Here is a 22,103-nt window from a genome sequence, read left to right as displayed (position 1 = left end):
CCCTGCCCGAGGCTAGGCACGGGACCCGACCGGGGCATCAGTCTCCGTACTCAAACCCGTGCTCGCCCCTGCAGCTGAGGGGTCACGTCCGGAAGGGTGGTGTATGAGCGTGATCCGGCAGCTGTTCGTGACAGTCATGGCGAGATACAGCGGCAGTCCAACCGTCCACAGGGCAATGAAGGGGCCCCGGATGGCGGGAGGTTCCACGAGTAGCCCGGACGGATGGAAGCGCCTGTGGACCTCAACGCTCAAGCAGGTGCGCTCGGTGCTGAGTCGTTCGGTGCGGCGGGCCATGAAGCGCGGGCTGGTGGAGCGCAACGTCGTCGACCTCTGCCCGGCGACCAAGGGTCGGCCCGGTCGACCGTCGAAGTCGCTCACCTTGCAGCAGGCCTCCGACGTACTGGACAAGACGCGCCGCCATCACATGCACGCGTACATCGTGGTGTCGTTGCTCGTCGGTCTGCGCCCGGAGGAGGTTCGGGCTCTGCGCTGGTCTCGAGTGCATCTTGCCGAGGACGGCGGGGAGGTCCCATACGTCGAGGTGTGGCGGTCGGTCCGGGTCGGCGGTGACGTCAAGACGCGGAAGTCTCGGAGGACTCTGGCAAGCTCTGGCTACGTCGTCGCAGTTCTCAAGGGTCACCGTCAGGACCAGGCCGCGGAGCGTGAGCAGGCGGGTGCGCGCTGGCAGGACCACGATCTCGTCTTTCCCTCGCGGGTCGGGACCGAGCAGGACGCGCACAACGTGCGGCGGATGTTCCGGGACGCCCTGACGCACGTGCCGGGGCTCGACCCCAAGCAGTGGACGCCGTACGAGTTGCGGCACTCGTTCGTGTCGATCCTGTCCGAGCGCGGGTTGGCTATCGAGGAGATCTCGCGCCTGATGGGCCACTCGGGAACGGCAGTCACCGAACTGGTCTACCGGCACGAGCTGCGCCCCGTGCTTGAGGCCGGCGCCAGCGTGATGGACACCGTGTTTCCGGCACTGAGCAGCGGGAGCGAGGACGACGATGACGACGCCGCGTAGTCAGGCAGTCTGTCCGGATCGGCCCTCGGGTGCCGAGGCGTCCGGCGACACCGGTGGGCGTTTGCCCAGGTGGGAAGTGGTGGAGCCAAGGGGACTCGAACCCCTAACCCCCTGCTTGCAAAGCAGGTGCGCTACCAATTGCGCCATGGCCCCTGATGTGGAAGAGCGGCCTCAGGCCGAGGTCGACGTCTCGTCGGTCGCCGTGGGACGGGGAGCCGGGTTGACCGGTGCCTGCACGTCGTCCGTGGCCTGCGTCCACAGGTCCTGCTCGGCCTGCTGCTGCTTCGCCTTCTTGCGAAGGAACAGCAGACCTGCGACGGCGCCACCGATGAGGGCGAGACGCTTCAGCATTCGACGATCCTCTCCGTGGTGGCGGTGATGGTGGGCCTAGGAGGACTTGAACCTCCGACCTCTTCCTTATCAGGGAAGCGCTCTAACCGTCTGAGCTATAGGCCCATCGTCACCTTCGCGCGCTCGGTCGACCCCGTCGGAACGGATGACCGGACGCGAGGGGAAACGTTACCTGATGCCCCCGGCAACCTACAAAACGGTCCGGGACCACCCTCCGGACGGCCGTATGCCGGCAGGCGGGCGGCTGCTGCACGGGGGCGTCCCAGCACGGCAGGGAGCGGGATCAGTCGTCGGTGAGGGTCAGCTGCACGCCACCGACGAGGGCCGAGCAGATGTTGTAGAGGAAGGCCATGACGGTCGCTATCGCGGTCATCAGGATGACGTCGATGACGCCGATGACGATCGAGAGGGACACGACGCGACCGAAGCCGACGTAGTCCTTGATCGAGAACGGGTCGGACGTCGTCGTCTGCAGTGACTGCAGGACACCCTCGACGTCGGTGAAGACGTTCATCGTCGACAGGATCATCCACAGCACGGCCGTGAGGATGACGCCGGCGATGCCGAGCGCCACGGAGAGCAGGAAGCTCATCTTCATGACCGACCACGGGTCGACGCGCGCGACCGCAAGACGGACACGGCGCGGGCCCTTGTGCTTGCGCTGGGCCGCCGGGCGGGCGCCGGCGGCCGTGGTCGCACCGGCGTGGCCGGCGCCGACGCGCTGCGTCGGGGCCGTGCGGTTGGTGACCGCGCCGCGCGAGAGGGCGTGGCCCTGGTCCGCGCTCGCCGCACCGGACGTGCTGGCCGAACCGGTCAGGCCCGAACCGGCAGCGCTCGAACCGGCCGAGCTCGAGGCGGACGGACCAGAGCCCGAACCGGACAGCTGGGAACCGCTCGCGGAGTAGGTGGCGCCGTTGGAGCCGTAGTAGCCGGATCCGTTCGAGGTGGGCTGGTCGCTACGGCCGGACGAGCCGGCTGACTCGGAGCTGGTCCTCGTGGACGCGCCGGACGCGCGCCGGGAATCGTCGGACCCGCCGGTAGCACCTGCCCCACTCCGGGAGCCTTCGGGGCTGCTCGTGCTCATTCGTCACCTCCGGTGTCGCCCTCGGACGAGCCGGCCTCGTCGTTCGACGTCTCGTCCGACGGTACGCCATCGACGGCGGGAACCGTAGCCGGCGCTCCCGTACCGGTCGGCTGGTCGACGCTCTCACCGGCCTCGATCTCCTCGACGGCGATCTCCGACTCGGCGTTGCGGGCCACGGCCACGATCGAGTCGCCCTTGTCGGGCGTCGCGAACTTCACGCCCTGGGTGGAGCGGCCGGTGTGTCGGACCTGGTCGACGCGCGAGCGGACGATCTTGCCCTTCTCCATGACGACCATGACCTCGTCGGTGTCGATCACGGTCAGGGCACCGACGAGGTCGCCGCCCTTCTCGGAGAGCTTGGCCACCTGGATGCCGAGACCGCCGCGACCCTGCAGGCGGTAGTCCCTGACGGGGGTCCGCTTGGCGAGACCGTTCTCGAAGACGACGAAGACGTCGGGGCTCTCACCCTCCTCGACGACCGAGATGGCGAGCAGGTCGTCGCCGTCGCGGAACTTCATGCCCGTGACACCGGACGTGGATCGGCCCATCGGACGCAGCGCCTCGTCGGTGGCGGTGAACCGCAGCGACATGCCCTTGCGCGAGACGAGGAGCAGGTCGTCGCGGTTGGTCGCGAGGCCCGCGCCGACGAGCTCGTCTCCCTCGCGGAGGTTGACCGCGATGAGACCGCCCGAGCGGTTCGAGTCGTAGTCGGCGAGCCGCGTCTTCTTCACGAGGCCACCCCGGGTCGCGAGCACGAGGTAGTCGGAGGACTCGTAGTCACGGATGGCGAGCACCTGGGCGATCTGCTCGCCCGGCTGGAACGCGAGCAGGTTGGCGACGTGCTGGCCCTTGCTGTCTCGGGAGCCCTCGGGCAGCTCGTACGCCTTGGCCCGGTAGACCCGGCCGAGGTTGGTGAAGAAGAGCAGCCAGTGGTGGGTCGTCGTCGTGAAGAAGTGCTCGACGACGTCCTCACCACGGAGCGAGGCACCACGCACGCCCTTGCCGCCACGCTTCTGCGAGCGGTACTGGTCGACTCGAGTGCGCTTGGCGTAGCCACCGCGCGTGATCGTGACCACGACGTCCTCCTCGGGGATGAGGTCCTCCATGGACATGTCCCCGTCGAAGGGCACGATCGTCGTGCGGCGCTCGTCGCCGTAGCGCTCGACGATGTCGGCGAGCTCCTCCGACACGATGTCGCGCTGGCGCTGCGGCGAGGCCAGGATCGCGTTGTACTCGTCGATGAGCGCCTGCAGCTCGTCGTGCGCCTCGATGAGCTTCTCGCGCTCGAGGGCAGCGAGACGTCGCAGCTGCATGTTGAGGATCGCGTTGGCCTGGATCTCGTCGATCTCGAGCAGCTCGATGAGGCCGTCGCGTGCGACGTCCACGGTGCGCGACGCGCGGATGAGGGCGATGACCTCGTCGAGCCGGTCGAGTGCCTTGAGCAGGCCACGCAGGATGTGGATGTCGGCCTCGGCCTTGCGCAGGCGGAACTTCGTGCGCCGGACGATGACCTCGATCTGGTGGTCGACCCAGTGCCGGATGAAGCCGTCGAGCGGCAGCGTGCGCGGCACCTCGTCGACGAGGGCGAGCATGTTCGCGCCGAACGTCGTCTGCAGCTGGGTGTGCTTGTAGAGGTTGTTGAGCACGACCTTCGCGACGGCGTCGCGCTTGAGCGTGATGACCAGGCGCTGGCCGGTGCGACCCGAGGTCTCGTCGTTGATGTCGGCGATGCCCGAGATCTTGCCGTCCTTGACGAGGTCGGCGATCTTCATGGCCAGCATGTCGGGGTTGACCTGGTAGGGCAGCTCCTTGACGACCAGGCACTGCCGGTTGCGGATCTCCTCCACCTCGACGACGGCTCGCATGATGATCGAGCCGCGGCCCGTGCGGTAGGCCTCCTCGATACCGCGGTGGCCCATGATGAGCGCGCCGGTCGGGAAGTCCGGGCCCTTGATGATGCCGAGCAGCGCCTCGAGGAGGTCCTCGCGGTTGATCTCGGGGTGGTCGAGGTAGTACTGCGCACCCGCCGCGACCTCGCGCAGGTTGTGCGCCGGGATCTGCGTGGCCATGCCGACGGCGATGCCCGCAGAGCCGTTGACGAGGAGGTTCGGGAAGCGGCTCGGCAGCACGGCCGGCTGCATCGTCTTGCCGTCGTAGTTCGGGACGAAGTCGACAGTGTCCTGCTCGATGTCGCGGACCATCTCCATGGCGATGGAGGCCATCCGGCACTCGGTGTACCGCGGGGCGGCCGCGCCGTCGTTGCCGCGCGAGCCGAAGTTGCCCTGCCCGTCGACGAGCGGGTAGCGCAGCGACCAGTCCTGCACGAGGCGTACGAGGGCGTCGTAGATCGCGCTGTCGCCGTGCGGGTGGTAGTGACCCATGACGTCGCCGACGACGCGCGCGCACTTGTTGTAGCCGCGGTCGGGGCGGTAGCCGCCGTCGTACATCGCGTACACGATGCGGCGGTGCACCGGCTTGAGGCCGTCGCGCACGTCGGGCAGCGCGCGGGAGACGATGACCGACATGGCGTACTCGATGTAGCTGCGCTGCATCTCGGTGTTGAGGTCGATGGGCTCGACCCGGTCGTGCTGGCCGACGTCGGCCGGGACCACGACCGCCTGGGCGTTGGGGTCGCCCTCGTCGTCGTCCCCGCCGTCGCCACCGTCGCCGCCGTCCCCGCCGGATCCGCCCCCGAGGAGGGCCTCGAGGTCGGTGCCGCCGGTCTGCTCGTCGGTCTGCTCTTCGTTCTGTCCGGGCGTCTCGTTGACGTCGTCTCCGTTGGTGGGAGGCAGGTCGTCGCTCACGTCAGATCCCTTTGTCTCTCAGTCACATTCATTTCGTATGCCGTGTGGTCACGTTTCACGTGGAACGCTCGGCGCGACCGGCTGTGCTTTCGGGGTCGGGGCCGCAGGCCCGTCCGGGCCGTGAGCTCCCGAGCGTTCAGATGTCGAGGAACTTCACGTCACGCGCGTTCTTCTGGATGAACGTGCGGCGGGACTCGACATCCTCGCCCATGAGGATCGCGAAGACCTCGTCGGCCTTGGCCGCGTCGTCCAGCGTGACCTGGAGCAGCGTGCGCGTGCTCTGGTCCATGGTCGTCTCGCCGAGCTCCTGGTAGTTCATCTCGCCGAGACCCTTGTAACGCTGGATCGGGTTGTCCTTGGGCAGGCGCCAGCCCTTGCCCTCGCCGAGCTGGCGCAGACCGTCGCGTTCCTTGTCGGAGTAGGCGAACTGGTGGTCGGCGTTGCTCCACCGGAGGCGGAAGAGGGGCGGCTGCGCGAGGTAGACGTAGCCGGCCTCGATGAGCGGGCGCATGAAGCGGAAGAGCAGCGTCAGCAGCAGGGTGCGGATGTGCATGCCGTCGACGTCGGCGTCGGCCATGAGCACGATCTTGTGGTAGCGCGCCCTCGCGATGTCGAAGTCCTCGCCGATGCCCGTGCCGAACGCCGAGATGAGCGCCTGGACCTCGTTGTTGGCGAGGATCTTGTCGATGCGCGCCTTCTCGACGTTGAGGATCTTGCCTCGGATCGGGAGGATCGCCTGGGTGTGCGGGTTGCGGGCCTGCGTGGCAGAGCCGCCCGCGCTGTCGCCCTCGACGATGAAGACCTCGGAGAGGCTCGGGTCCTTGCTCTGGCAGTCCTTGAGCTTGCCCGGCAGGCCACCCGACTCGAGCAGGCCCTTGCGGCGGGTCGCCTCACGCGCCTTGCGGGCCGCCATGCGCGCGGCCGCGGCCTGGACCGACTTGCGGACGATGTCCTTGCCCTCGTTGGGGTGCGCCTCGAGCCAGTGGCCGAACTCGTCGGTCATGGCGCGCTGGACGAATCCCTTGACCTCGGAGTTGCCGAGCTTGGTCTTGGTCTGGCCCTCGAACTGCGGTTCGGCGAGCTTGACCGAGATGACCGCCGTGAGGCCCTCGCGGACATCGTCGCCGGTGAGGTTCTCGTCCTTCTCCTTGAGGAGGTTCTGCCGGCGGGCGAAGTCGTTGATGAGCTTGGTCATCGCCGCGCGGAAGCCCTCCTCGTGCGTGCCGCCCTCGTGCGTGTTGATCGCGTTGGCGTAGGTGTGGACCGACTCGCTGTAGGCGTTGGTCCACTGCATCGCCAGCTCGAGGCTGAGCGAGCGGGCGGAGTCCTCGACCTCGATGGAGATGACCTCGGGGTGCACCGGCTCGCTGCGCTTGCTGCCGTTGATGTGGTTGACGTAGTCGACGAGGCCGTTGTCGTAGCGGTAGCTGACCCGCTTGGCCGTGACCTTCTTCTTCTCGGGCGCCCCGGCTGCGTCGGACGCCGCGCCCTGCGGGCCGTCGTCGTCGGACTCCTCCACGACCTCCAGGCCCTCGCCGAGGTCGTCGAGGTCGACGTCCTGCTCGTCGGCGGCAGCCTGCTCGACGCGCTCGTCGACGAGGTTGATCGTCAGGCCCTTGTTGAGGAAGGCCATCTGCTGCATCCGCGCACGGATGGTCTCGAAGTCGTAGTCGACGGTCTCGAAGATCTGGTCGTTGGCCCAGAAGGTGATCGTCGTGCCGGTCTCGTCGGTGGCCTCCTGACGGTCCAGGGGACCATCGGGCACACCGTCGGTGAAGCTCATCCGGAAGACGTGGCCCTTCTGGCGGACGGCAGCCTTGAGGCGGGTCGACAAGGCGTTGACCACCGAGCTGCCCACTCCGTGGAGGCCTCCGGACACCTTGTAGCCGCCTCCGCCGAACTTCCCACCGGCGTGCAGCTGCGTCAGCACGAGCTCGACGGCGCTGATCTTCTCGACCGGGTGGATGTCGGTGGGGATGCCGCGGCCGTTGTCCTTGACCCGGACGCCGCCGTCGGCGAGCAGGGTCACGTCGATCGTGTCCGCGTAGCCGGCCAGCGACTCGTCCACCGCGTTGTCGACGATCTCGTAGACGAGGTGGTGCAGGCCCCGCGGCCCGGTCGAGCCGATGTACATGCCGGGACGCTTGCGGACGGCCTCGAGGCCCTCGAGGACAGTGATCGCGCTCGCGTCGTAGTCGACGCCGTTGGGGCGGGAGTCGATGGGTGCCGCTGGTTGGTCGACGAAGGACGAGGGTCCGGTGGAACTGAGGGTGGTGCTGCTGGTGGTCGGCTCGTCAGCGTCGGACACGTCTCTCCTCGGTGGTCAGACCTCATGCGGGCGGCTCGACGTGGACGTCGAGCCGCAACCTCACCAGTCTAACGGTCCGGCGAGGCAAACCGTGCCCTGAGACGCGCCAGAGGGCCAGTTTCCGGCCCGCACACCCTGTGTTCCGAGGGGGGAGTCACGCCCCGACCCCTCAGCGCCCCTGTGACGCCTTCCCACGAGCCAGCCGTACGACGGCGTCAGAGCGGGCCGGACAGCTCCATTCTCTCCCTTCCACGAACGCCGGAAGCCGCTCGTCCACAGGTGTTCACGCTCACTTCCCCATGGCTTCTGCCGGGGTATGCCGGGAGGCCGGGTCCCAGCGGAACCCGGCCTCCCGGCATCCGGCTTCGGCGAACGTCAGAGGATGCCGCGGGCCTGGAAGGCCGCCTTGGTCGTGGTGGCGTCGGCGGAGCCGTAGAGCGCGGCGGCCGTGTCGACCGTCTTCTGCGCGGCGGCGGCCCACGTCGTCGACGGCGCGTAGCCGAACTGCGCCTCGAGGATGATCCGCGTCGCCTTGTCGCGACCGAACGCCTTGTTCAGGTCCCAGAGCGCGTGGCTCCAGATCTCGCCGTCGTCATGGATCTCACCCGTGCGGTTGGCGACGGTCTTGCTCGTGTCGAGCCGGCGGATGCAGTGCGGCGTGCCGGACGTGTAGGAGGTCGAGTCCCAGTCCATGACGCACGCCCACGGGGTCGTCGCGGTGTCGGAGGAGTTGGCCTGCGACATCGTCGCGGCCATGTAGTCGCCGAAGCCCTCACCGATGGCGCCGGCGTCGGAGCTGCTGCCGAAGCCGGGCACCTGGTCGTCGTGGATCGCGTGGCCGTACTCGTGCCACACGACCTCCTGGTCCTCGCCGTCGTCCACGCCACCGGTCCCGACCGTGATGGTGTCCTGGCTGGGCGTGTACCAGGAGTTGTCCTGCGTCGTCGTGTTGATGCTGAGGTCCTGGGCCTCGTTGTTGACGTCGGTGAACCCGAGCGACTGGATGTAGGTCTGGATCCGGTCGACGGCGTAGTAGCTGTTGACCTGCTCGAACCGGGTGTCGCTGCGGGTGTAGCTGAACGCGTTGGTCGCGGAGTAGGCGGCGGCGTTCTTGCCCTTCTTGCTGTTGACGACCGTGGCGAAGGAACCGCGCAGGTAGCCGGAGCCGTCGAGGTTGGCGATCGTCACCGTCTTGTAGGCGGCCGCCGGCACGGCGGCATCGGCGTTGTTGCCGTCGGTGAGCGACTCGTTCTGGAGGGCGACGATCGGGTTGGGGTCGAAGACCTTGCCGGTGCCGCTGGCGAGGACACGCTCGTCGGTGACCTTCGTGACCGTGCCGCTGCGGGCATCGACGAGGACCTTCTTGTCCTGGTCTGTCGTCACCTCCCACGCCAGGGTCGCGACCGCTCCGGCGGCGTCGGGGACGACGACGAGACGGGTCACGCGGGCGTTGCCGTGCGCCTTCGCCGCGCTCGCCGCGGCGGTCCGGGCCAGCCCAGGTGTCGTCGAGGCGAGCCCGCTCACCGTGCGCCGGCCGTCGTCCACCGAGGCGGTGACACCCGTGGCGTGCACGGCGTAGTAGCCACCGAGCACCGGTACACCGCGGTACGTCTGGGCGTACCACGTGTGTGAGCCGAGAAGGCTCTGGCGCACCTTGACGAGGCTGAGATCTGCAGGCACCGCAGAGCCTGTAGCGGTGGGCAGGGGAGCCGCGACGGAGCCGGTGGCGGCCGTCGACAGCAGGGCGCCGACCGCCGCGACGACGGCGGCGGAGGCGATGAGAGGCGTACGACGCATGTCGAACCTTTCGGAGGGTTGTGGTGTCGCTGGTGGCGACGACACAGGCAACCACCCGGAGCACGCGTCGCACGGCAAGGATTCGTAAAGAGTTCCCCTCGTTTCGGCAGGTGCCGAGGACGGCGTCGGTCAGTCGTGGGCCAGGGTGCGCTCGAACAGCGAGTGGATCGCCTCGGGCAGGTGCGGCTCCTCGACCGTGACGTTGCAGCCGACCTCGTCGCACACGACGGAGTAGGTGTACGCGTCGGGGTGGCTGCGTTGCGGCGTCGCGGCGATCCGCTGGAGCGTCGGCGCCGCGAGCAGGTGGCGCCAGTCCCTGGCATCCCGCTCGGGCAGGTCGCCCAGGGCCATCTGCCGCTCGCGCACCTGGCCCGCGAAACCCCCGGTGCGGCGCAGCAGGAGCCGGGCGCCGACACCGGGCACCTCGCCGGTCGGCTGCTCGTCACCCTCGGAGTCGCCCGCCGAGTCGCGACCCGGCACGGACTCGCCGGGCGTCGGCTCGCCCGACCCGACGCTCGCCCCGAGCACGCCCACCTGCTCCCAGGCCGAGCGCACCGCGGCCTGCTGAGCCGATCCCTCTCCATGGGCGGTGGCCGCGGCGGCGACGGTCAGCTCGGCGAAGGTCGCGAAGTCGCAGTCGGCCTTGATCCCGTCACCCGACACGACCGCATACCAGACGGCGCCGGCGTCCTCCCACGCGTTGCCGCCGATGGCGAGGGCTGCGAGGACGAACGCGCGGTTGGGGATGCCGGAGTTGATGTGCACGCCGCCGTTGTCGTCGTCGGTGTCGACGTAGGCGTCCATGTGGGCGGGCTGCGGGTCGGTGCCCAGGCGCGGATCGTCGTAGGCGGTGCCGGGGTTGCGCATGTCGCGAAGGGCCCGGCCCTGGACCGACGGGTTGAGCACGTCGGCACCGACGAGCCAGTCGGCCTGCTCGGCGCTCTGCCCGAGCTGGCGCTGCTTGACGAGAACGCCGAAGACGTCGGAGATCGACTCGTTGAGCGCCCCCGACTGGCCCTGGTAGAGCAGCCCGGCCGTGTGCTCGGTGACGCCGTGGGCCAGCTCGTGGCCGATGACGTCGAGGCTCTTGGTGAACCGTTCGAAGATGACACCGTCGCCGTCACCGAACACCATCTGGGATCCGTCCCAGAAGGCGTTGTCGTAGTTGCGGCCGTAGTGGACCGTCGCGAGCAGCGGCATGCCCTTGCCGTCCAGCGAGTCGCGGGAGTACGCCTCTGACCACAGCTCCCAGGTCGCGCCGAGCCCGTCGTAGGCCTCGTTGACGGCCTCGTCCTGCGAGGCGGCCTGGCCCTCGCCGCGGATCTTCGTGCCAGGAGTCGTGGTGGCGCCCTTGGCGTCCGAGATCGTCCGGTGTGGTCCGGCCCCGTGCGCCTCGGGGACGTCGGCCCGCCGCGGTGCCCGCCGACCGGTCGGCCGTGCTGTCGGGGTGCGACGCGACGCCCGCAGCTCGGCGTCGTGGCGCAACGCCTCGCGCGCGTGCTCGACGAGGAGCGGCTCGTCGCTCGCCGCCATCGCCTCGAGCATGTACGGCGGCACGATCGTGCACGCGGACAGCTGATGTGTCGGCTGGGGTGCGGGGTGCTGCGTCGAGGTCATGACGACAGTCTGCGACGCGACACCGACAGGCGCCCGGCGACGCACGGGGGGGAACTGCCCACTCGACCACGAGCCCCTGTCGAGTGGGCAGTTCGCACCCGGCCCGGGGCCGGTCAGCCGTACGTGTCGCGCGGCCCACGCGAGTCGGGGGAGCGCCGCGCACCCCGGCTCCACGACGGTGCGCTCGGGCCGACGACCCGGAGCTCCTTGACTGCGCCCGCGCCGATCTCCTCGTCGATCCGCGCGAGCAGTGACGACGACAGCAGACGCATCTGGGTGGCCCAGGCGGTCGAGTCGGCTCGCACGGTGAGCACGCCGTCGACGAACGTCAGCGGCTCCACGTGACCCGCGATGTCCGGACCGACGATCTCGGCCCACCGGCCCATGACCGACCCGACCGCGACGTCGACCTTCCAGCCGCGGTCGATGAGCAGCCGGTCGAGCTGGTCGCCGAGCAGGGACGGGTCGCGACCGTCGCGTGCCGACCCGGAGAGCACCGCAGCGTCGCCGATCGGTCGGCGCCGCTTGCGCGGCTTCATCCCCGGCCGCAGCCCCTTGTCGGCCGCCGCGGCCCGCGCGCGAGCCAGGGCCGAGGCCGCGGCGTCCGCGATGCGCGTGGCCTCGTCACTCGGCTCCGGGGCGTCGTCGCCCGGCGGTTCGTCACTCATCACCCGAGTCCAGACTCGAGTCCACATCCGTGTCCACGTCCGTGTCCACGTCCGCAGCCGCGCCGGCAACCGCGCCGGAACCGCCGACGTCCACCTGGCCGAGCTGGACGGCATACGTCGTCCCGTTCTCGCGCAGCACGGCTGGCACGTCCGCGCCGACGGCCGCCGTGATGAGCACCTGCTCGCAGTCGGCGATGAGCGCGGCGAGCCGATCCCGGCGCCCGGAGTCGAGCTCGGAGAAGACGTCGTCGAGCACGAGCACGGGGTCGTCCCCGAGATCGCGCCGCAGGAGCCGGTATGCCGCCAGCTTGAGTCCCAGCGCGAAGCTCCACGACTCGCCGTGGCTGGCGTACCCCTTGGCGGGCAGCTCGCCGAGCGAGAGGACGAGGTCGTCGCGGTGCGGACCGACGAGCGAGATGCCGCGCTCGATCTCGGTGGTGCGCACCTGCTCGAGCGTCTCGAGCATGCCGCGGCGCAGCTCGTCGATCTCCGGCACCTCCCCGGCAGCGATCTGCTTGGCGAGGTCCTCGTGGAGCGAGCTCTTGTACGTGGCCCGTGCGTTGGAGGCGGCCGCGCTCACCGCGTCGTAGCACTCGGAGAGGTCGGGCACGAGGTCGCGCAGCAGGCGCAGGCGCGCATAGACGAGCTGCGACCCGACGGTCGCGAGGTGGTCGTTCCACACGTCGAGGGTGTGCAGGGCGGCCTCGCGGGCCTCGTCGAGTGGCTGGTCACCGGGGCGGGACTGGCGTCGGGCGCCCTTGCGCAGCACGGGCGCCGCCGACTTCAGCAGGGCGTTGCGCTGCTTGACGACCTTGTCGTAGTCGGAGCGCACCCCGGACCAGCGCGGCTGGCGCTGCACGAGCAGGTCGTCGAGGAAGCGGCGCCGCTCTGAGGGGTCTCCCTTGACGAGGGCCAGGTCCTCGGGCGCGAAGAGGACCGTGCGCAGGGTTCCCAGCACGTCGCGCGGCCGCGCCACCGGCGAGCGTCCGAGCCGAGCGCGGTTGGCCCGACCCGGCGTGATCTCGAGCTCCACCATCGTCTCGCGGTCGTCGCGCACGACGGCGCCGCGGACGATCGCCTGGGCCGCACCGAACCGCACGAGCGGCTGGTCGGTCGCCACCCGGTGCGATCCGAGTGTCGCGAGGTAGCCGACCGCTTCGACGAGATTGGTCTTGCCCTGACCGTTGAGACCGACGAGCGTCGTGACACCCGGCGTCAGCGCGAGCTCTGCGCTCGGGTAGCTGCGGAAGTCCTTGAGGGTCAGGTGTCGGACATGCAAGGAGGGTGCGGCGCTCTGCTCAGGCCTTCGTGGCGGACTTCGTAGCGGTCTTCTTCGCAGCCGCGCGCTTCTGGCCGCGGGCCGAGTCGGCCATGTCGGTGGCCTTGGTCGCGGTCGCGCGCCCGGAGGAGACTGCCTTCTCGGCCGCGGCGACGTTGGCCTTCGAGGCGCGGGCGGACGCGCGCTTGCTGGCCTGCTTCGTCGCCGCTCGGCGCGAGGCCCCCTTCTTCGCGGCTGCCTTCTTGGCGGGGGCGGCCGGCACGTCACCCTGACGCAGCTTCTCGCCCTCGGCGATGGTCATTACCTGGTGGCCGCCGAACTGGCCGCGCAGGGCAGCGACGGCCTGCATCGTCGGCGAGCTCGACTGGCGCGAGGCGAACCGGGCGAAGAGCGAGGCGGAGATGACGGGCATCGGCACCGACAGGGCGATGGCCTCCTCGACGGTCCAGCGCCCCTCGCCGGAGTCGTTGGTGTAGTCGGACACGTCGTCGAGGTGCGGGTTCTCCTCGAGCGCGTCGACCATGAGGTCGAGCAGCCAGGAGCGCACGACGGTGCCACGGCTCCATGCCTTGAAGGCGCCCGGGACGTCGGTGACGATGTCCTTCTTCTCGAGCAGCTCGTAGCCCTCGGCGTAGGCCGCCATGAGGCCGTACTCGATGCCGTTGTGGACCATCTTCGTGTAGTGGCCGGCACCGACCTTGCCGGCGTGGACGAAGCCTTCCTCGCGCGGGCCCTCTGGCCGCAGCGCGTCGAAGATCGGCATCGCCTTGTTGACCCACTTCTTGTCGCCACCGCACATGAGGCCGTAGCCGTTCTCGAGGCCCCAGATGCCGCCGCTCACGCCACAGTCGACGTAGCCGATCTTCTTCTCGCCGAGCAGCTTGGCGTTCTCGAAGTCGTCGGTGAAGCGGGAGTTGCCTCCGTCGATCACGAGGTCGCCCGGCTCGAGCAGCTCGGCGAGCTTGGCGACGGTCTCGCGGGTCGGGTCGCCGGCCGGCACCATGACCCAGACGACGCGCGGGGCAGCGAGCGCCTTGACGAGCGCCGGCAGCGTGCGCACATCGGCGACGTCGGGGTTGCGGTCGTAACCGACGACCTCGTGGCCCGCGCGGCGCAAGCGCTCACGCATGTTGCCGCCCATCTTGCCGAGACCGATGAGACCAAGCTGCATGTCGCGAGCCTTTCTGCAGGGAGTGCGGGCGGAGCGGATCGTGGAACGCGGTTCGAGGCTACGCCAGCCTGACCGCGTCCGGCGGGACGCGGCTCGCTGCGGACACAGCCGCAGGCGTCAGCTGGCGAACCGCACCGGCATCAGGACGTAGCGGTAGCTGCTGTCCGGGTCGGAGTCTGCCTCAGCCTGTCCGGTCAGCACGGCCGGCCGGCTCGGCTGAGTGAACGACAGGCGGCTCCAGGGGGTGCCGACCGCGTGCAGGCCGTCGAGGAGGAACTGCGGGTTGAACGCGATCTGGATCTCGGGACCGTGGAGGGTCGCCTCGACCGCCTCGGAGGCCTGGGCGTCGTCGCCGGTGCCGGCCTCGATGGCGACCTGGCCGTCGGTGAACTTGAGCAGCACCGGGGTGTTGCGCTCGGCGACGAGGGCGACGCGCTTGACGGCCTCTTCGAGGGCCGCGGTCTCGATGACGGCCTCCGTGTCGACCGATGTCGGGAAGATCGAGGTGACCTTCGGGTACTCGCCGTCGAGCAGGCGCGTCGTCGCGCGACGCTGCCCCGCCTCGAAACCGATGAGGCCGTCGCCGCCCTGGCCCAGTGCGAGCTCGACCGAGCCGGACGCACCCAGGGCACGGGCCGTGTCGGAGAGCTGACGGGCCGGGATGAGCGCGACGTGGCTCGCGTCGGGGGCGGCGGGGCTCCAGTTGAGCTCACGCATTGCGAGGCGGTAGCGGTCGGTGGCCAGGAGCGTGACCTTGTCGCCGTCGATCTCCATCCGCACGCCCGTGAGGATCGGGAGCGTGTCGCCCTTGTCGGCCGCAACCGACACCTGGGCGACCGCCTGGGTGAAGACGTCGCCGGCGATGGTGCCGCTCGTCTCGGGGGACGCAGGCAGGGTGGGGTAGTCGGCGACCGGCATCTCCCGGAGCGCGAATCGCGACGAGCCGCAGGCGACGTTGACCTTGCTGCCATCGGTGCTGACGTCGATCGGCTTGTTGGGCAGGTTGCGCGAGATGTCGGCGAGCAGACGACCGAGGACGAGCACCTGGCCGGACTCGGCGACATCGGCCGGGACCGTGATGCGCGCGGACACCTCGTAGTCGAACGCCGACAGTGTCAGCGTGCCGTCCTCGTTCGCGTCAACGAGCACGCCGGCGAGAACGGGAACCGGCGGGCGGGCCGGGAGGCCGCGGGCCACCCAGGTCACGGCCTCAGCCAGGACGTCTCGCTCAACCCGAAACTTCACGGTGCACTCACTTCGAGGGGAAGGACTATTGGGGCTCAGACACTAGTGCCTGGCGGTGTCGGGCACCACAGACACTCCCTAGGGCGCCCACGAGACCTGGACTGCTTCGCCCAAACGGGGCGGGCGGGGCTGAGACCCGTTGTCGGGGCATCTCCCCTGATAGAGGGTCTCGTCATAGTCATAGGTGCTGTGGATCCTGTGGACAACCCGCGTCGGGGCAGGTCAGGAACGAAATGGGGATGTGCACGACGTGTGGGGCGGGCGCAGGCTAGCCCGGACGCGGGTGTGGACGGCGAACGAGCGTGCACACGCCGCGCACAGCCGGGCTGTGGGTTGTCCGCAGGTTGAGCGCCGCCGTCCACACCCGTCCACAGAAGGATGTGGAAGAGCCGACACCATATGTCCGGTTCGCCCTGTTTGGTGACTAGTCACCTGTGCATGGAGCTGCCCTCCGCTTCCACAGAGTTGTCCACAGTCGGTGGACAACTCTGGTGGGTCGACGCGCGGGGCGTCTGCCCACCCTCGGTCACGGTGAGGTCACGCTGTGCACACAGCTGTGGACAACTCTGTGGACAGATGTGGACCTCTGACGGTGGCTCGCGCGCCGGGGGCGGGTCGACAGTGGTGGGTGGCTGGTCGACGCCCATGTCCACCCGGTCCGTCAGCGCGTCTCGGACGGGGCGAGGACGTGCCTGCTCGACGCCGCCAGGAGGATCTCGAAGAGGGCTGCGCTGTCCGGTACGGGGCCCAGCTGGGAGAACACCTCGCTCGTCACGGCGCCGAGGAGCAGGGTCCAGGCGGTGATCCCCTGCGCAAGGGTGACCGCATCGAGGCCCGTCGCCTCGAACATCGGATCGGCCAGCATCGGCCCGACGCCCGCGGTGGCTCGCTCCGGGGGCACCCCCAGGTCCGGGGCCTCGGCCAGGCGCCCGGCCAGCCGGGCGTCCTCGAGGAGGGAGACGAGTAGCGCGAGCACAGCGGTGCCGGCCTGCTCGGTCCGCTCGGCGGGCGCTTCGTAGTCCGGCACAGGCGACCCGTAGAGAAGGGCGAAGTCGTGCGGGTGCTCGAGCGCCCACTCCCGCAAGGCGTGACCGATGGAGGTCCACCGACCGGTGAGGTCATGGGCGGGAACGGCGTCGTGCGCCGCGCGCACCGCGGCCGCGAGGGACCAGTAGGAGTCGACGATGAGCCGGGTGAGCAGCTCGTCACGACTCTCCACATAGCGGTAGATGCCCGACGAGACCATGCCGAGGTCGCGGGCCACGGCCCGGAGGCTGAGGGAGGCGGCCCCATGGGAGGCGAGGTGGGCTCGGGCGACGCGCAGGATCTGCGCCTCGACCGCGAGCCGGTTGCGGGCCCGCTTTCCGAGTGCGGCAACCGGCACGTCGTCGGCCTCGGCGGTGGCGTCGGCGGTGGCGTCGGCGGTGCCGTCAGCGCGGCGGCTCGTCTCCATGGGCCGAGCCTGCCACATCCGCGGAAAAAATGTGAGCAGTGCTCTTGATTTTTCCCACATCTCCTAGCATCCTCTGAACGTGAGCAGTGCTCACCAAGAGCTACCACCAAGGGAGCAGCAGACATGACCCACCACCTCGTCCTCGGCGCCGGCGGCGTCGGCCGCACGACGACCGCGGCCTTCGTCGCGCTCGGCCACACCGTCACCCTCGCCTCGCGATCCGGTCGAGTGGCCGAGCGGCCGTGGGAGGCAACGCGGCCTGACGCCGTCGAGGTGGTCGCGGCCGACGCGGGAGACACCGCACGCCTCACGGAGCTCGCTCGCGGCGCCACGAGCATCGTCAACGCCGTCAACCCTCCGAGCTACATGACGTGGGACACCGACTGGCCGCCGGTCGCGGCAGCGACCCTGGCGGCGGCCGAGGCGACCGGGGCCGGGCTCGTCATCATCGGCAACCTCTACGGCTACGGGCGGGTCGACCGTCCGATGCGCGAGGACGACCCGATGCGTCCGAGCGGTCACAAGGGCGCCCTGCGCGCCGACATGTGGACCGAGGCCCTGGCCCGGCACGAGGCCGGGCGCCTCCGTGTCACCGAGCTGCGCTCGTGCGACTACTTCGGCCCCGGCACGACGGCGCGCACGAGCTACCTCAACGACATCATCATCGACTCACTGCTCGCCGGACGCCGACCGTTCCTGCCCGTCGGCCGGGCGGACGCCCCTCACTCGTGGACCTACGTTCCCGACGTCGGTGCCCTGGCCGCCAGAGTAGCGACGAGTGACGACGGCTGGGGCCGGGCCTGGCACGTGCCGACCGCCGCGCCCCGGACCTTCGACGAGGCTGCTGCGGACGTCGCCCGCGTGGCCGCCGTGCGGTCCCGCCGGGTACGCGTGCTGCCTCGGGCGCTCGGCACCGCGGCCGGGCTCGTCGTGCCGTTCATGCGCGAGGTGCGCGAGACACGGCACCAGTTCGAGCGCCCCTTCGTGCTCGACTCCACCTTCACCGAGCAGACCTTCGGGCTCGCACCGACACCGTGGGAGGAGGCACTCGAGGCTACGGTCGCCGCCCGGCGCCGCTGACGGCATACGTCACAGGCAGGCGGGACCGCAACAGGTCACAGTGGGCGTCAGTGGGACTGCTGGCGGATGCGGTTCGTCAGCTCGGTGACCTGGTTGTAGATCGCACGGCGCTCACCCATGAGCTCGCGGATCTTGCGGTCGGCGTGCATCACCGTCGTGTGGTCGCGGCCGCCGAAGTGCTGGCCGATCTTCGGCAGCGACAGGTCGGTCATCTCGCGACACAGGTACATCGCGATCTGGCGCGCCGTGACGAGCTGACGCGACCGCGACGAGCCGCAGAGGTCCTCGAGCGTCACCGCGTAGTACGCCGCCGTGACGGCCATGATCGTCGCCGCCGTCACCTGGTTCGGGGTCTCGTTGGGCAGCACGTCCTTGAGGACGATCTCGGCCAGCGGCAGGTCGATCGACTGACGGTTGAGGTTGCTGAAGGCGGTGACGCGGATCAGCGCCCCCTCGAGCTCGCGAATGTTCGTGCTGAAGTTCGTCGCGATGTACTCGAGGACGTCGTCCGGCACCTTCATCCGGTCCTGGATCGCCTTCTTGCGCAGGATCGCGATGCGGGTCTCGAGGTCGGGCGGCTGGACGTCCGTGAGCAGGCCCGACTCGAAACGGGTGCGCATCCGGTCCTCGAAGCCCGACAGCTCACGGGGAGGGAGGTCACTCGTGATGACGATCTGCTTGTTCGCGTTGTGCAGCGTGTTGAACGTGTGGAAGAACTCCTCCTGGGTCTGCAGCTTGCCCTGGAGGAACTGGATGTCGTCGATGAGCAGCACGTCGACGCTGCGGTAGCGACTCTGGAACGCACTCGCCTTGTCGTCGCGGATGCTGTTGATGAAGTCGTTCGTGAACTCCTCGGAGTTCACGTAGCGCACCCGCACGTTCGGGAACATCGTGCGCGCGTAGTGGCCGATCGCGTGGAGCAGATGCGTCTTGCCCAGCCCTGACTCGCCGTAGACGAAGAGCGGGTTGTACGCCTTGGCGGGGGCCTCCGCGACCGCGACGGCCGCCGCGTGCGCGAAGCGGTTGCTCGCACCGATGACGAAGGTGTCGAAGGTGTACTTCGGGTTGAGGCGGGTGTCGCCCGGCGAGGTCGGCTCGGGACGCTGCTGCAGGCGCAGGGGGCCGCTCTCGCCGGCGCTCAGCGGGTCGGGCCCGAGCTCCATGCGGGTCTGGAAGTCGGGATAGAGCGCGCTGCGCGGCTCGTCGAGGTCGGCACCGTTGAGTGCCGGGGCACTCTCGGCGAGGTCACGCAGCGGGTTGGGCGGCGACTGCATCCCCTGGCCGGTCAGCCCGGTCGGTCCCGCGGAGGATCCGTAGCCGGTCCGACCGTTCTGCTGGCCCCCCTGCTGACCGCGTGAGCCGTCGTGGACCGAGGCCTGGCCACTCGGCTCGTCGGTGATCATCCCGAGGTCCGTCTCGAGGCTCTCGTCGACCGAGACTGCGAGCTGCACGGGGTGGCCCAGCTGGTCGCCCAGGGCGCTGTGGATCTGCTCCCGGACCCGCTGCTCGAGGAAGTCCTTCGTGAACGTGTTGGGTGCGCGCACCAGTGCCGTCTGGTCGAGCACGCCGACGAGGCGGCACAACCGGACGAAGGCGCGCTCCTGGTTGGACAGGCCGACCGAGTCGAGAGTGCCGAGCGTCTGCTGCCAGATCTGCGCGTAGTCGACGCCTGTCGGAGCCACCTGTTTCCCACCTGCCCCTGAATCAATTGCCATGTGTCCGTTGCGGTTCCCGGTTCGGTGCGGGTCGCTTTGTGCGGACTTGGTTCCGCCGTCCGGACGGTCTGGGTTCGTCCGTGTCTGGTGAACGATGCCCTGTTGTCCACACGTTTGTCCACAGGCTGTGCATGGGGAGTCGAGGAAACGGGCAGAGTCGAAAACCTACAGCCGAGCACCCCGTGCTGACAATCGAGTCATCCACAGATTCCCCGATGCTCGGCGTGTCGGCTTGCACACGTGCCGAGACGTCCGAGGATCGTGGGTTTGCGTTCCGCGCGGGCATCCACGCGCCGGTTTGACCCTCGTTCCGGGGCTCCCGTATCGTTGGCCGAGCGTGTCGGCGACCTCTTTCGCATGCCCATGGCCCCGAACGGCCCACCGGACCAGTCCGGAGAGCCCCGGACTCCACGGGCTTGCCGATTGCGGTCGCAACGACCATCGCCAGCCCCACCACGGGTGCACACCGACGCCGTCCTCGGCCCGGACGGGCACTCGCAACCTACGGAGAATCCTCGTGAGCAAGCGCACCTTCCAGCCGAACAACCGTCGCCGCGCCAAGACGCACGGCTTCCGCCTGCGCATGCGCACCCGCGCCGGCCGCGCCATCCTCGCCGGCCGCCGTCGCAAGGGCCGCGCCGAGCTCTCGGCCTGAGCAGCCGAAGGCCTCGGCGTGCTGCCGGCACGTCACCGACTGCGTGAGCGGGCGGACTTCACGACGGCAGTACGCGGGCCCGGCGCCAGCAGAGCAGGCGGGCGACTCATCGTCGTGCATGCCAACCGGACCGATGCGCGTGCGGAGCTTCCGCCGCGCGTCGGTTTTGTTGTGTCCAAGGCCGTCGGCAACGCCGTCGTGCGCAACCGGACCAAGCGCCGGCTCCGCGCGAGCGTCGCGACCCGGCTGAACGGCATACCCGCGGGGTTCGACCTCGTCGTGCGCGCCAACCCGGCTGCGGCCACCGCCACCTGGGACGATCTCGAGGGCGCCGTCGCGCGCCAGCTCGAGAAGGCGTGCTCACGATGAGCGTCTCCCTCAGCCGCGTGCTGTCGGCGCCGCTCGTGCTGGCCGTCCGGCTCTACCAGCGCTTCGTCTCCCCGCTGCGCCCAGCGACCTGCCGCTTCTACCCGAGCTGCTCGCAGTACGCCGTCACGGCGCTGACCCGCTTCGGCCCGGTGCGCGGCACCTGGCTCACGGCCCGGAGGCTCGGCCGCTGCCACCCGTGGAACCCGGGTGGGGTCGACCCCGTTCCGAAGACATGGGCAGAGCGCAACGACTGGAGGCCCGAGGACTTCCGGCCCGGTGAGCCCAGCACCGACCACGCGCACCCACATCCCACGACCTGACCAACCGGCATAAGGTTGCCGATCAGTGGTGAGCGGCCGTTCACCCGAATGCCCCTCGAACCGGCCGGCCCACCAGACGACAGAGGACACACGTTGATCGAGTTCTTCAACACCCTGCTCTTCCCGATCAAGCTCGGTGAAGCCTGGGTCATGTATGCCTGGCACTGGCTCTTCGACAAGATCGGGCTGCCCACCGGCTGGGCCTGGGCCATGTCGATCGTCGGCCTCACCGTCATCGTGCGTGTGCTGCTCATTCCGCTCTTCGTACGGCAGATCCACTCGTCACGGCGGATGCAGCTCATCCAGCCGGAGATGCAGAAGATCCAGAAGAAGTACAAGGGCAAGCGCGACCCGGAGGCCCAGAAGGCGCAGCAGGCAGAGATCATGGATCTCTACCGGCGCACGGGCACCAACCCGTTCAGCTCGTGCCTTCCGATCCTGATCCAGAGCCCCTTCTTCTTCGCGCTGTTCCAGCTGCTCAACAACCTCAAGGCGCAGGCCGAGGGCAAGCCGGGTCACGACGCGATCGGGCCGATCACGAACACGGTCGCTGCGCAGATCGAGAGCTCGACCATCTTCGGCGCGAAGCTCTCGGACGCGTTCATCATGCAGGGCGCGACCTCGCCGCTCAGCACGAAGATCCTCACGGCGATCCTCATCATCCTCATGTCGGCGACGACCTTCACGACGCAGTACCAGCTGATGCGCAAGAACATGCCTGCGTCGGCCCTGGACAACCCGTTCGCCAAGCAGCAGAAGGTGCTGCTCTACCTGATGCCGATCTTCTTCGCGATCTCCGGCATCAACTTCCCGATCGGTGTCCTGCTCTACTGGCTCACCACGAACCTCTGGACGATGGGCCAGCAGTTCTACGTCATCCGCAACATGCCCGCTCCCGGGTCCGAGGCCGAGGCGCGCCGTCGCGAGCGGCTCAAGAAGCGCGGCAAGGACATGGAGGAGCTCACGGTGCCGGGCCTCGGCTCCGACGACGAGGTCCTCGACGACGCGCCGAAGGCGGGCCAGAGGCAGCAGCCGAAGGGCAAGAAGCGCGCCAAGGCGCAGCCGCCCAAGAACCGCCGCTGACGGTTCTCCACATACTTGTCCACATTGCCTTTGGGCCTCTGAACTGCGGAAACGTAGGTTATCCACAGAAGAGCCCGGGT

General features: G+C 69.3%; 18 protein-coding genes and 2 tRNA genes. 6 read left to right on the top strand and 14 right to left on the bottom strand.

The window, feature by feature from the left end; all coding sequences use genetic code 11:
• Positions 1-103 precede the first annotated feature (103 nt).
• Complete coding sequence (gene xerC, locus ACFQU3_RS12655; RefSeq protein WP_385910252.1) at positions 104-1,024, top strand: tyrosine recombinase XerC; 921 nt, start codon at positions 104-106, stop codon at positions 1,022-1,024.
• 77 nt (positions 1,025-1,101) lie between these two features.
• On the opposite strand, the gene ACFQU3_RS12650 is transcribed toward xerC, so the two are convergent.
• The 13 genes from ACFQU3_RS12650 to ACFQU3_RS12590 all read right to left on the bottom strand — a co-directional run bounded on the left by ACFQU3_RS12650 (position 1,102) and on the right by ACFQU3_RS12590 (position 16,801).
• Positions 1,102-1,177 (bottom strand) — tRNA-Ala (locus ACFQU3_RS12650).
• An 18-nt stretch (positions 1,178-1,195) separates the two neighbouring features.
• The gene (locus ACFQU3_RS12645) at positions 1,196-1,375 is read right to left on the bottom strand and encodes a DLW-39 family protein (protein ID WP_385910250.1); all 180 of its coding nucleotides are present in this window, start codon (positions 1,373-1,375) and stop codon (positions 1,196-1,198) included.
• A gap of 28 nt (positions 1,376-1,403) precedes the next feature.
• Positions 1,404-1,480 (bottom strand) — tRNA-Ile (locus ACFQU3_RS12640).
• A gap of 178 nt (positions 1,481-1,658) precedes the next feature.
• A complete protein-coding gene (locus tag ACFQU3_RS12635) occupies positions 1,659-2,459 on the bottom strand; it encodes a DUF3566 domain-containing protein (RefSeq protein ID WP_385910248.1) in 801 nt (266 codons plus the stop codon).
• Positions 2,456-5,263, bottom strand: coding sequence for a DNA gyrase subunit A (gene gyrA, locus ACFQU3_RS12630; protein WP_385910246.1), 2,808 nt, complete (start codon positions 5,261-5,263; stop codon positions 2,456-2,458). Before gyrA ends, ACFQU3_RS12635 begins: the two co-directional genes overlap by 4 nt.
• Positions 5,264-5,399: 136 nt before the next feature.
• Positions 5,400-7,571 carry a DNA topoisomerase (ATP-hydrolyzing) subunit B gene (gyrB, locus tag ACFQU3_RS12625; RefSeq protein ID WP_385910244.1) on the bottom strand — a complete coding sequence of 724 codons (2,172 nt, stop codon included), beginning with the start codon at positions 7,569-7,571 and terminating at the stop codon, positions 5,400-5,402.
• Positions 7,572-7,946: 375 nt separating this feature from the next.
• Positions 7,947-9,368, bottom strand: coding sequence for a M4 family metallopeptidase (locus tag ACFQU3_RS12620; protein ID WP_385910242.1), 1,422 nt, complete (start codon positions 9,366-9,368; stop codon positions 7,947-7,949).
• Positions 9,369-9,497: 129 nt separating this feature from the next.
• Complete coding sequence (locus ACFQU3_RS12615) at positions 9,498-10,985, bottom strand: protealysin inhibitor emfourin (protein ID WP_385910240.1); 1,488 nt, start codon at positions 10,983-10,985, stop codon at positions 9,498-9,500.
• A gap of 113 nt (positions 10,986-11,098) precedes the next feature.
• Entirely contained in the window at positions 11,099-11,653 is a 555-nt protein-coding gene (locus ACFQU3_RS12610; RefSeq protein WP_385910239.1) for a DUF721 domain-containing protein, read from the bottom strand.
• Complete coding sequence (gene recF, locus ACFQU3_RS12605; protein ID WP_385910237.1) at positions 11,646-12,932, bottom strand: DNA replication/repair protein RecF; 1,287 nt, start codon at positions 12,930-12,932, stop codon at positions 11,646-11,648. The genes ACFQU3_RS12610 and recF overlap by 8 nt, the downstream gene beginning before the upstream one ends.
• Positions 12,933-12,951: 19 nt before the next feature.
• Positions 12,952-14,142: a phosphogluconate dehydrogenase (NAD(+)-dependent, decarboxylating) gene (gene gnd / locus ACFQU3_RS12600; protein WP_385910497.1), complete on the bottom strand. Its 1,191-nt coding sequence runs from the start codon at positions 14,140-14,142 to the stop codon at positions 12,952-12,954.
• 78 nt (positions 14,143-14,220) lie between these two features.
• Positions 14,221-15,348 carry a DNA polymerase III subunit beta gene (gene dnaN / locus ACFQU3_RS12595; RefSeq protein ID WP_385910235.1) on the bottom strand — a complete coding sequence of 376 codons (1,128 nt, stop codon included), beginning with the start codon at positions 15,346-15,348 and terminating at the stop codon, positions 14,221-14,223.
• Between the two features lie 661 nt (positions 15,349-16,009).
• On the bottom strand, positions 16,010-16,801 hold the full coding sequence (locus ACFQU3_RS12590) for a TetR/AcrR family transcriptional regulator (RefSeq protein WP_385910233.1): 792 nt from the start codon (positions 16,799-16,801) through the stop codon (positions 16,010-16,012).
• 123 nt (positions 16,802-16,924) lie between these two features.
• Between ACFQU3_RS12590 and ACFQU3_RS12585 the strand changes: the two genes are divergently transcribed.
• Positions 16,925-17,881: an NAD-dependent epimerase/dehydratase family protein gene (locus ACFQU3_RS12585; RefSeq protein WP_385910231.1), complete on the top strand. Its 957-nt coding sequence runs from the start codon at positions 16,925-16,927 to the stop codon at positions 17,879-17,881.
• A gap of 47 nt (positions 17,882-17,928) precedes the next feature.
• On the opposite strand, the gene dnaA is transcribed toward ACFQU3_RS12585, so the two are convergent.
• Positions 17,929-19,563, bottom strand: coding sequence for a chromosomal replication initiator protein DnaA (dnaA, locus tag ACFQU3_RS12580; RefSeq protein ID WP_385910229.1), 1,635 nt, complete (start codon positions 19,561-19,563; stop codon positions 17,929-17,931).
• A gap of 550 nt (positions 19,564-20,113) precedes the next feature.
• Here dnaA and rpmH point away from each other — a divergent pair.
• The 4 genes from rpmH (at position 20,114) to yidC (ending at position 22,023) form a co-directional block, all read left to right on the top strand.
• Complete coding sequence (gene rpmH, locus ACFQU3_RS12575) at positions 20,114-20,251, top strand: 50S ribosomal protein L34 (RefSeq protein ID WP_028051105.1); 138 nt, start codon at positions 20,114-20,116, stop codon at positions 20,249-20,251.
• Between the two features lie 18 nt (positions 20,252-20,269).
• On the top strand, positions 20,270-20,620 hold the full coding sequence (gene rnpA, locus ACFQU3_RS12570) for a ribonuclease P protein component (protein WP_385910226.1): 351 nt from the start codon (positions 20,270-20,272) through the stop codon (positions 20,618-20,620).
• On the top strand, positions 20,617-20,940 hold the full coding sequence (gene yidD / locus ACFQU3_RS12565) for a membrane protein insertion efficiency factor YidD (RefSeq protein WP_385910225.1): 324 nt from the start codon (positions 20,617-20,619) through the stop codon (positions 20,938-20,940). Before rnpA ends, yidD begins: the two co-directional genes overlap by 4 nt.
• A gap of 93 nt (positions 20,941-21,033) precedes the next feature.
• On the top strand, positions 21,034-22,023 hold the full coding sequence (yidC, locus tag ACFQU3_RS12560) for a membrane protein insertase YidC (RefSeq protein WP_385910223.1): 990 nt from the start codon (positions 21,034-21,036) through the stop codon (positions 22,021-22,023).
• Positions 22,024-22,103: the final 80 nt, after the last annotated feature.

It is taken from the genome of Terrabacter sp. GCM10028922 (assembly GCF_042666095.1).
Lineage (GTDB): Bacteria > Actinomycetota > Actinomycetes > Actinomycetales > Dermatophilaceae > Terrabacter.
The sequence above is the reverse complement of the archived record's forward strand: the minus strand, read 5'-3'. Positions and strand labels throughout refer to the sequence as shown.

Excerpts from the sequence above, each read along its gene's own strand:
- xerC (WP_385910252.1), top strand. The coding sequence starts at position 104 with ATGAGCGTGATCCGGCAGCTGTTCGTGACAGTCATGGCGAGATACAGC.
- ACFQU3_RS12645 (WP_385910250.1), bottom strand. The coding sequence starts at position 1,375 with ATGCTGAAGCGTCTCGCCCTCATCGGTGGCGCCGTCGCAGGTCTGCTG.
- ACFQU3_RS12635 (WP_385910248.1), bottom strand. The coding sequence starts at position 2,459 with ATGAGCACGAGCAGCCCCGAAGGCTCCCGGAGTGGGGCAGGTGCTACC.
- ACFQU3_RS12620 (WP_385910242.1), bottom strand. The coding sequence starts at position 9,368 with ATGCGTCGTACGCCTCTCATCGCCTCCGCCGCCGTCGTCGCGGCGGTC.
- ACFQU3_RS12615 (WP_385910240.1), bottom strand. The coding sequence starts at position 10,985 with ATGACCTCGACGCAGCACCCCGCACCCCAGCCGACACATCAGCTGTCC.
- ACFQU3_RS12610 (WP_385910239.1), bottom strand. The coding sequence starts at position 11,653 with ATGAGTGACGAACCGCCGGGCGACGACGCCCCGGAGCCGAGTGACGAG.
- ACFQU3_RS12590 (WP_385910233.1), bottom strand. The coding sequence starts at position 16,801 with ATGGAGACGAGCCGCCGCGCTGACGGCACCGCCGACGCCACCGCCGAC.
- ACFQU3_RS12585 (WP_385910231.1), top strand. The coding sequence starts at position 16,925 with ATGACCCACCACCTCGTCCTCGGCGCCGGCGGCGTCGGCCGCACGACG.
- yidD (WP_385910225.1), top strand. The coding sequence starts at position 20,617 with ATGAGCGTCTCCCTCAGCCGCGTGCTGTCGGCGCCGCTCGTGCTGGCC.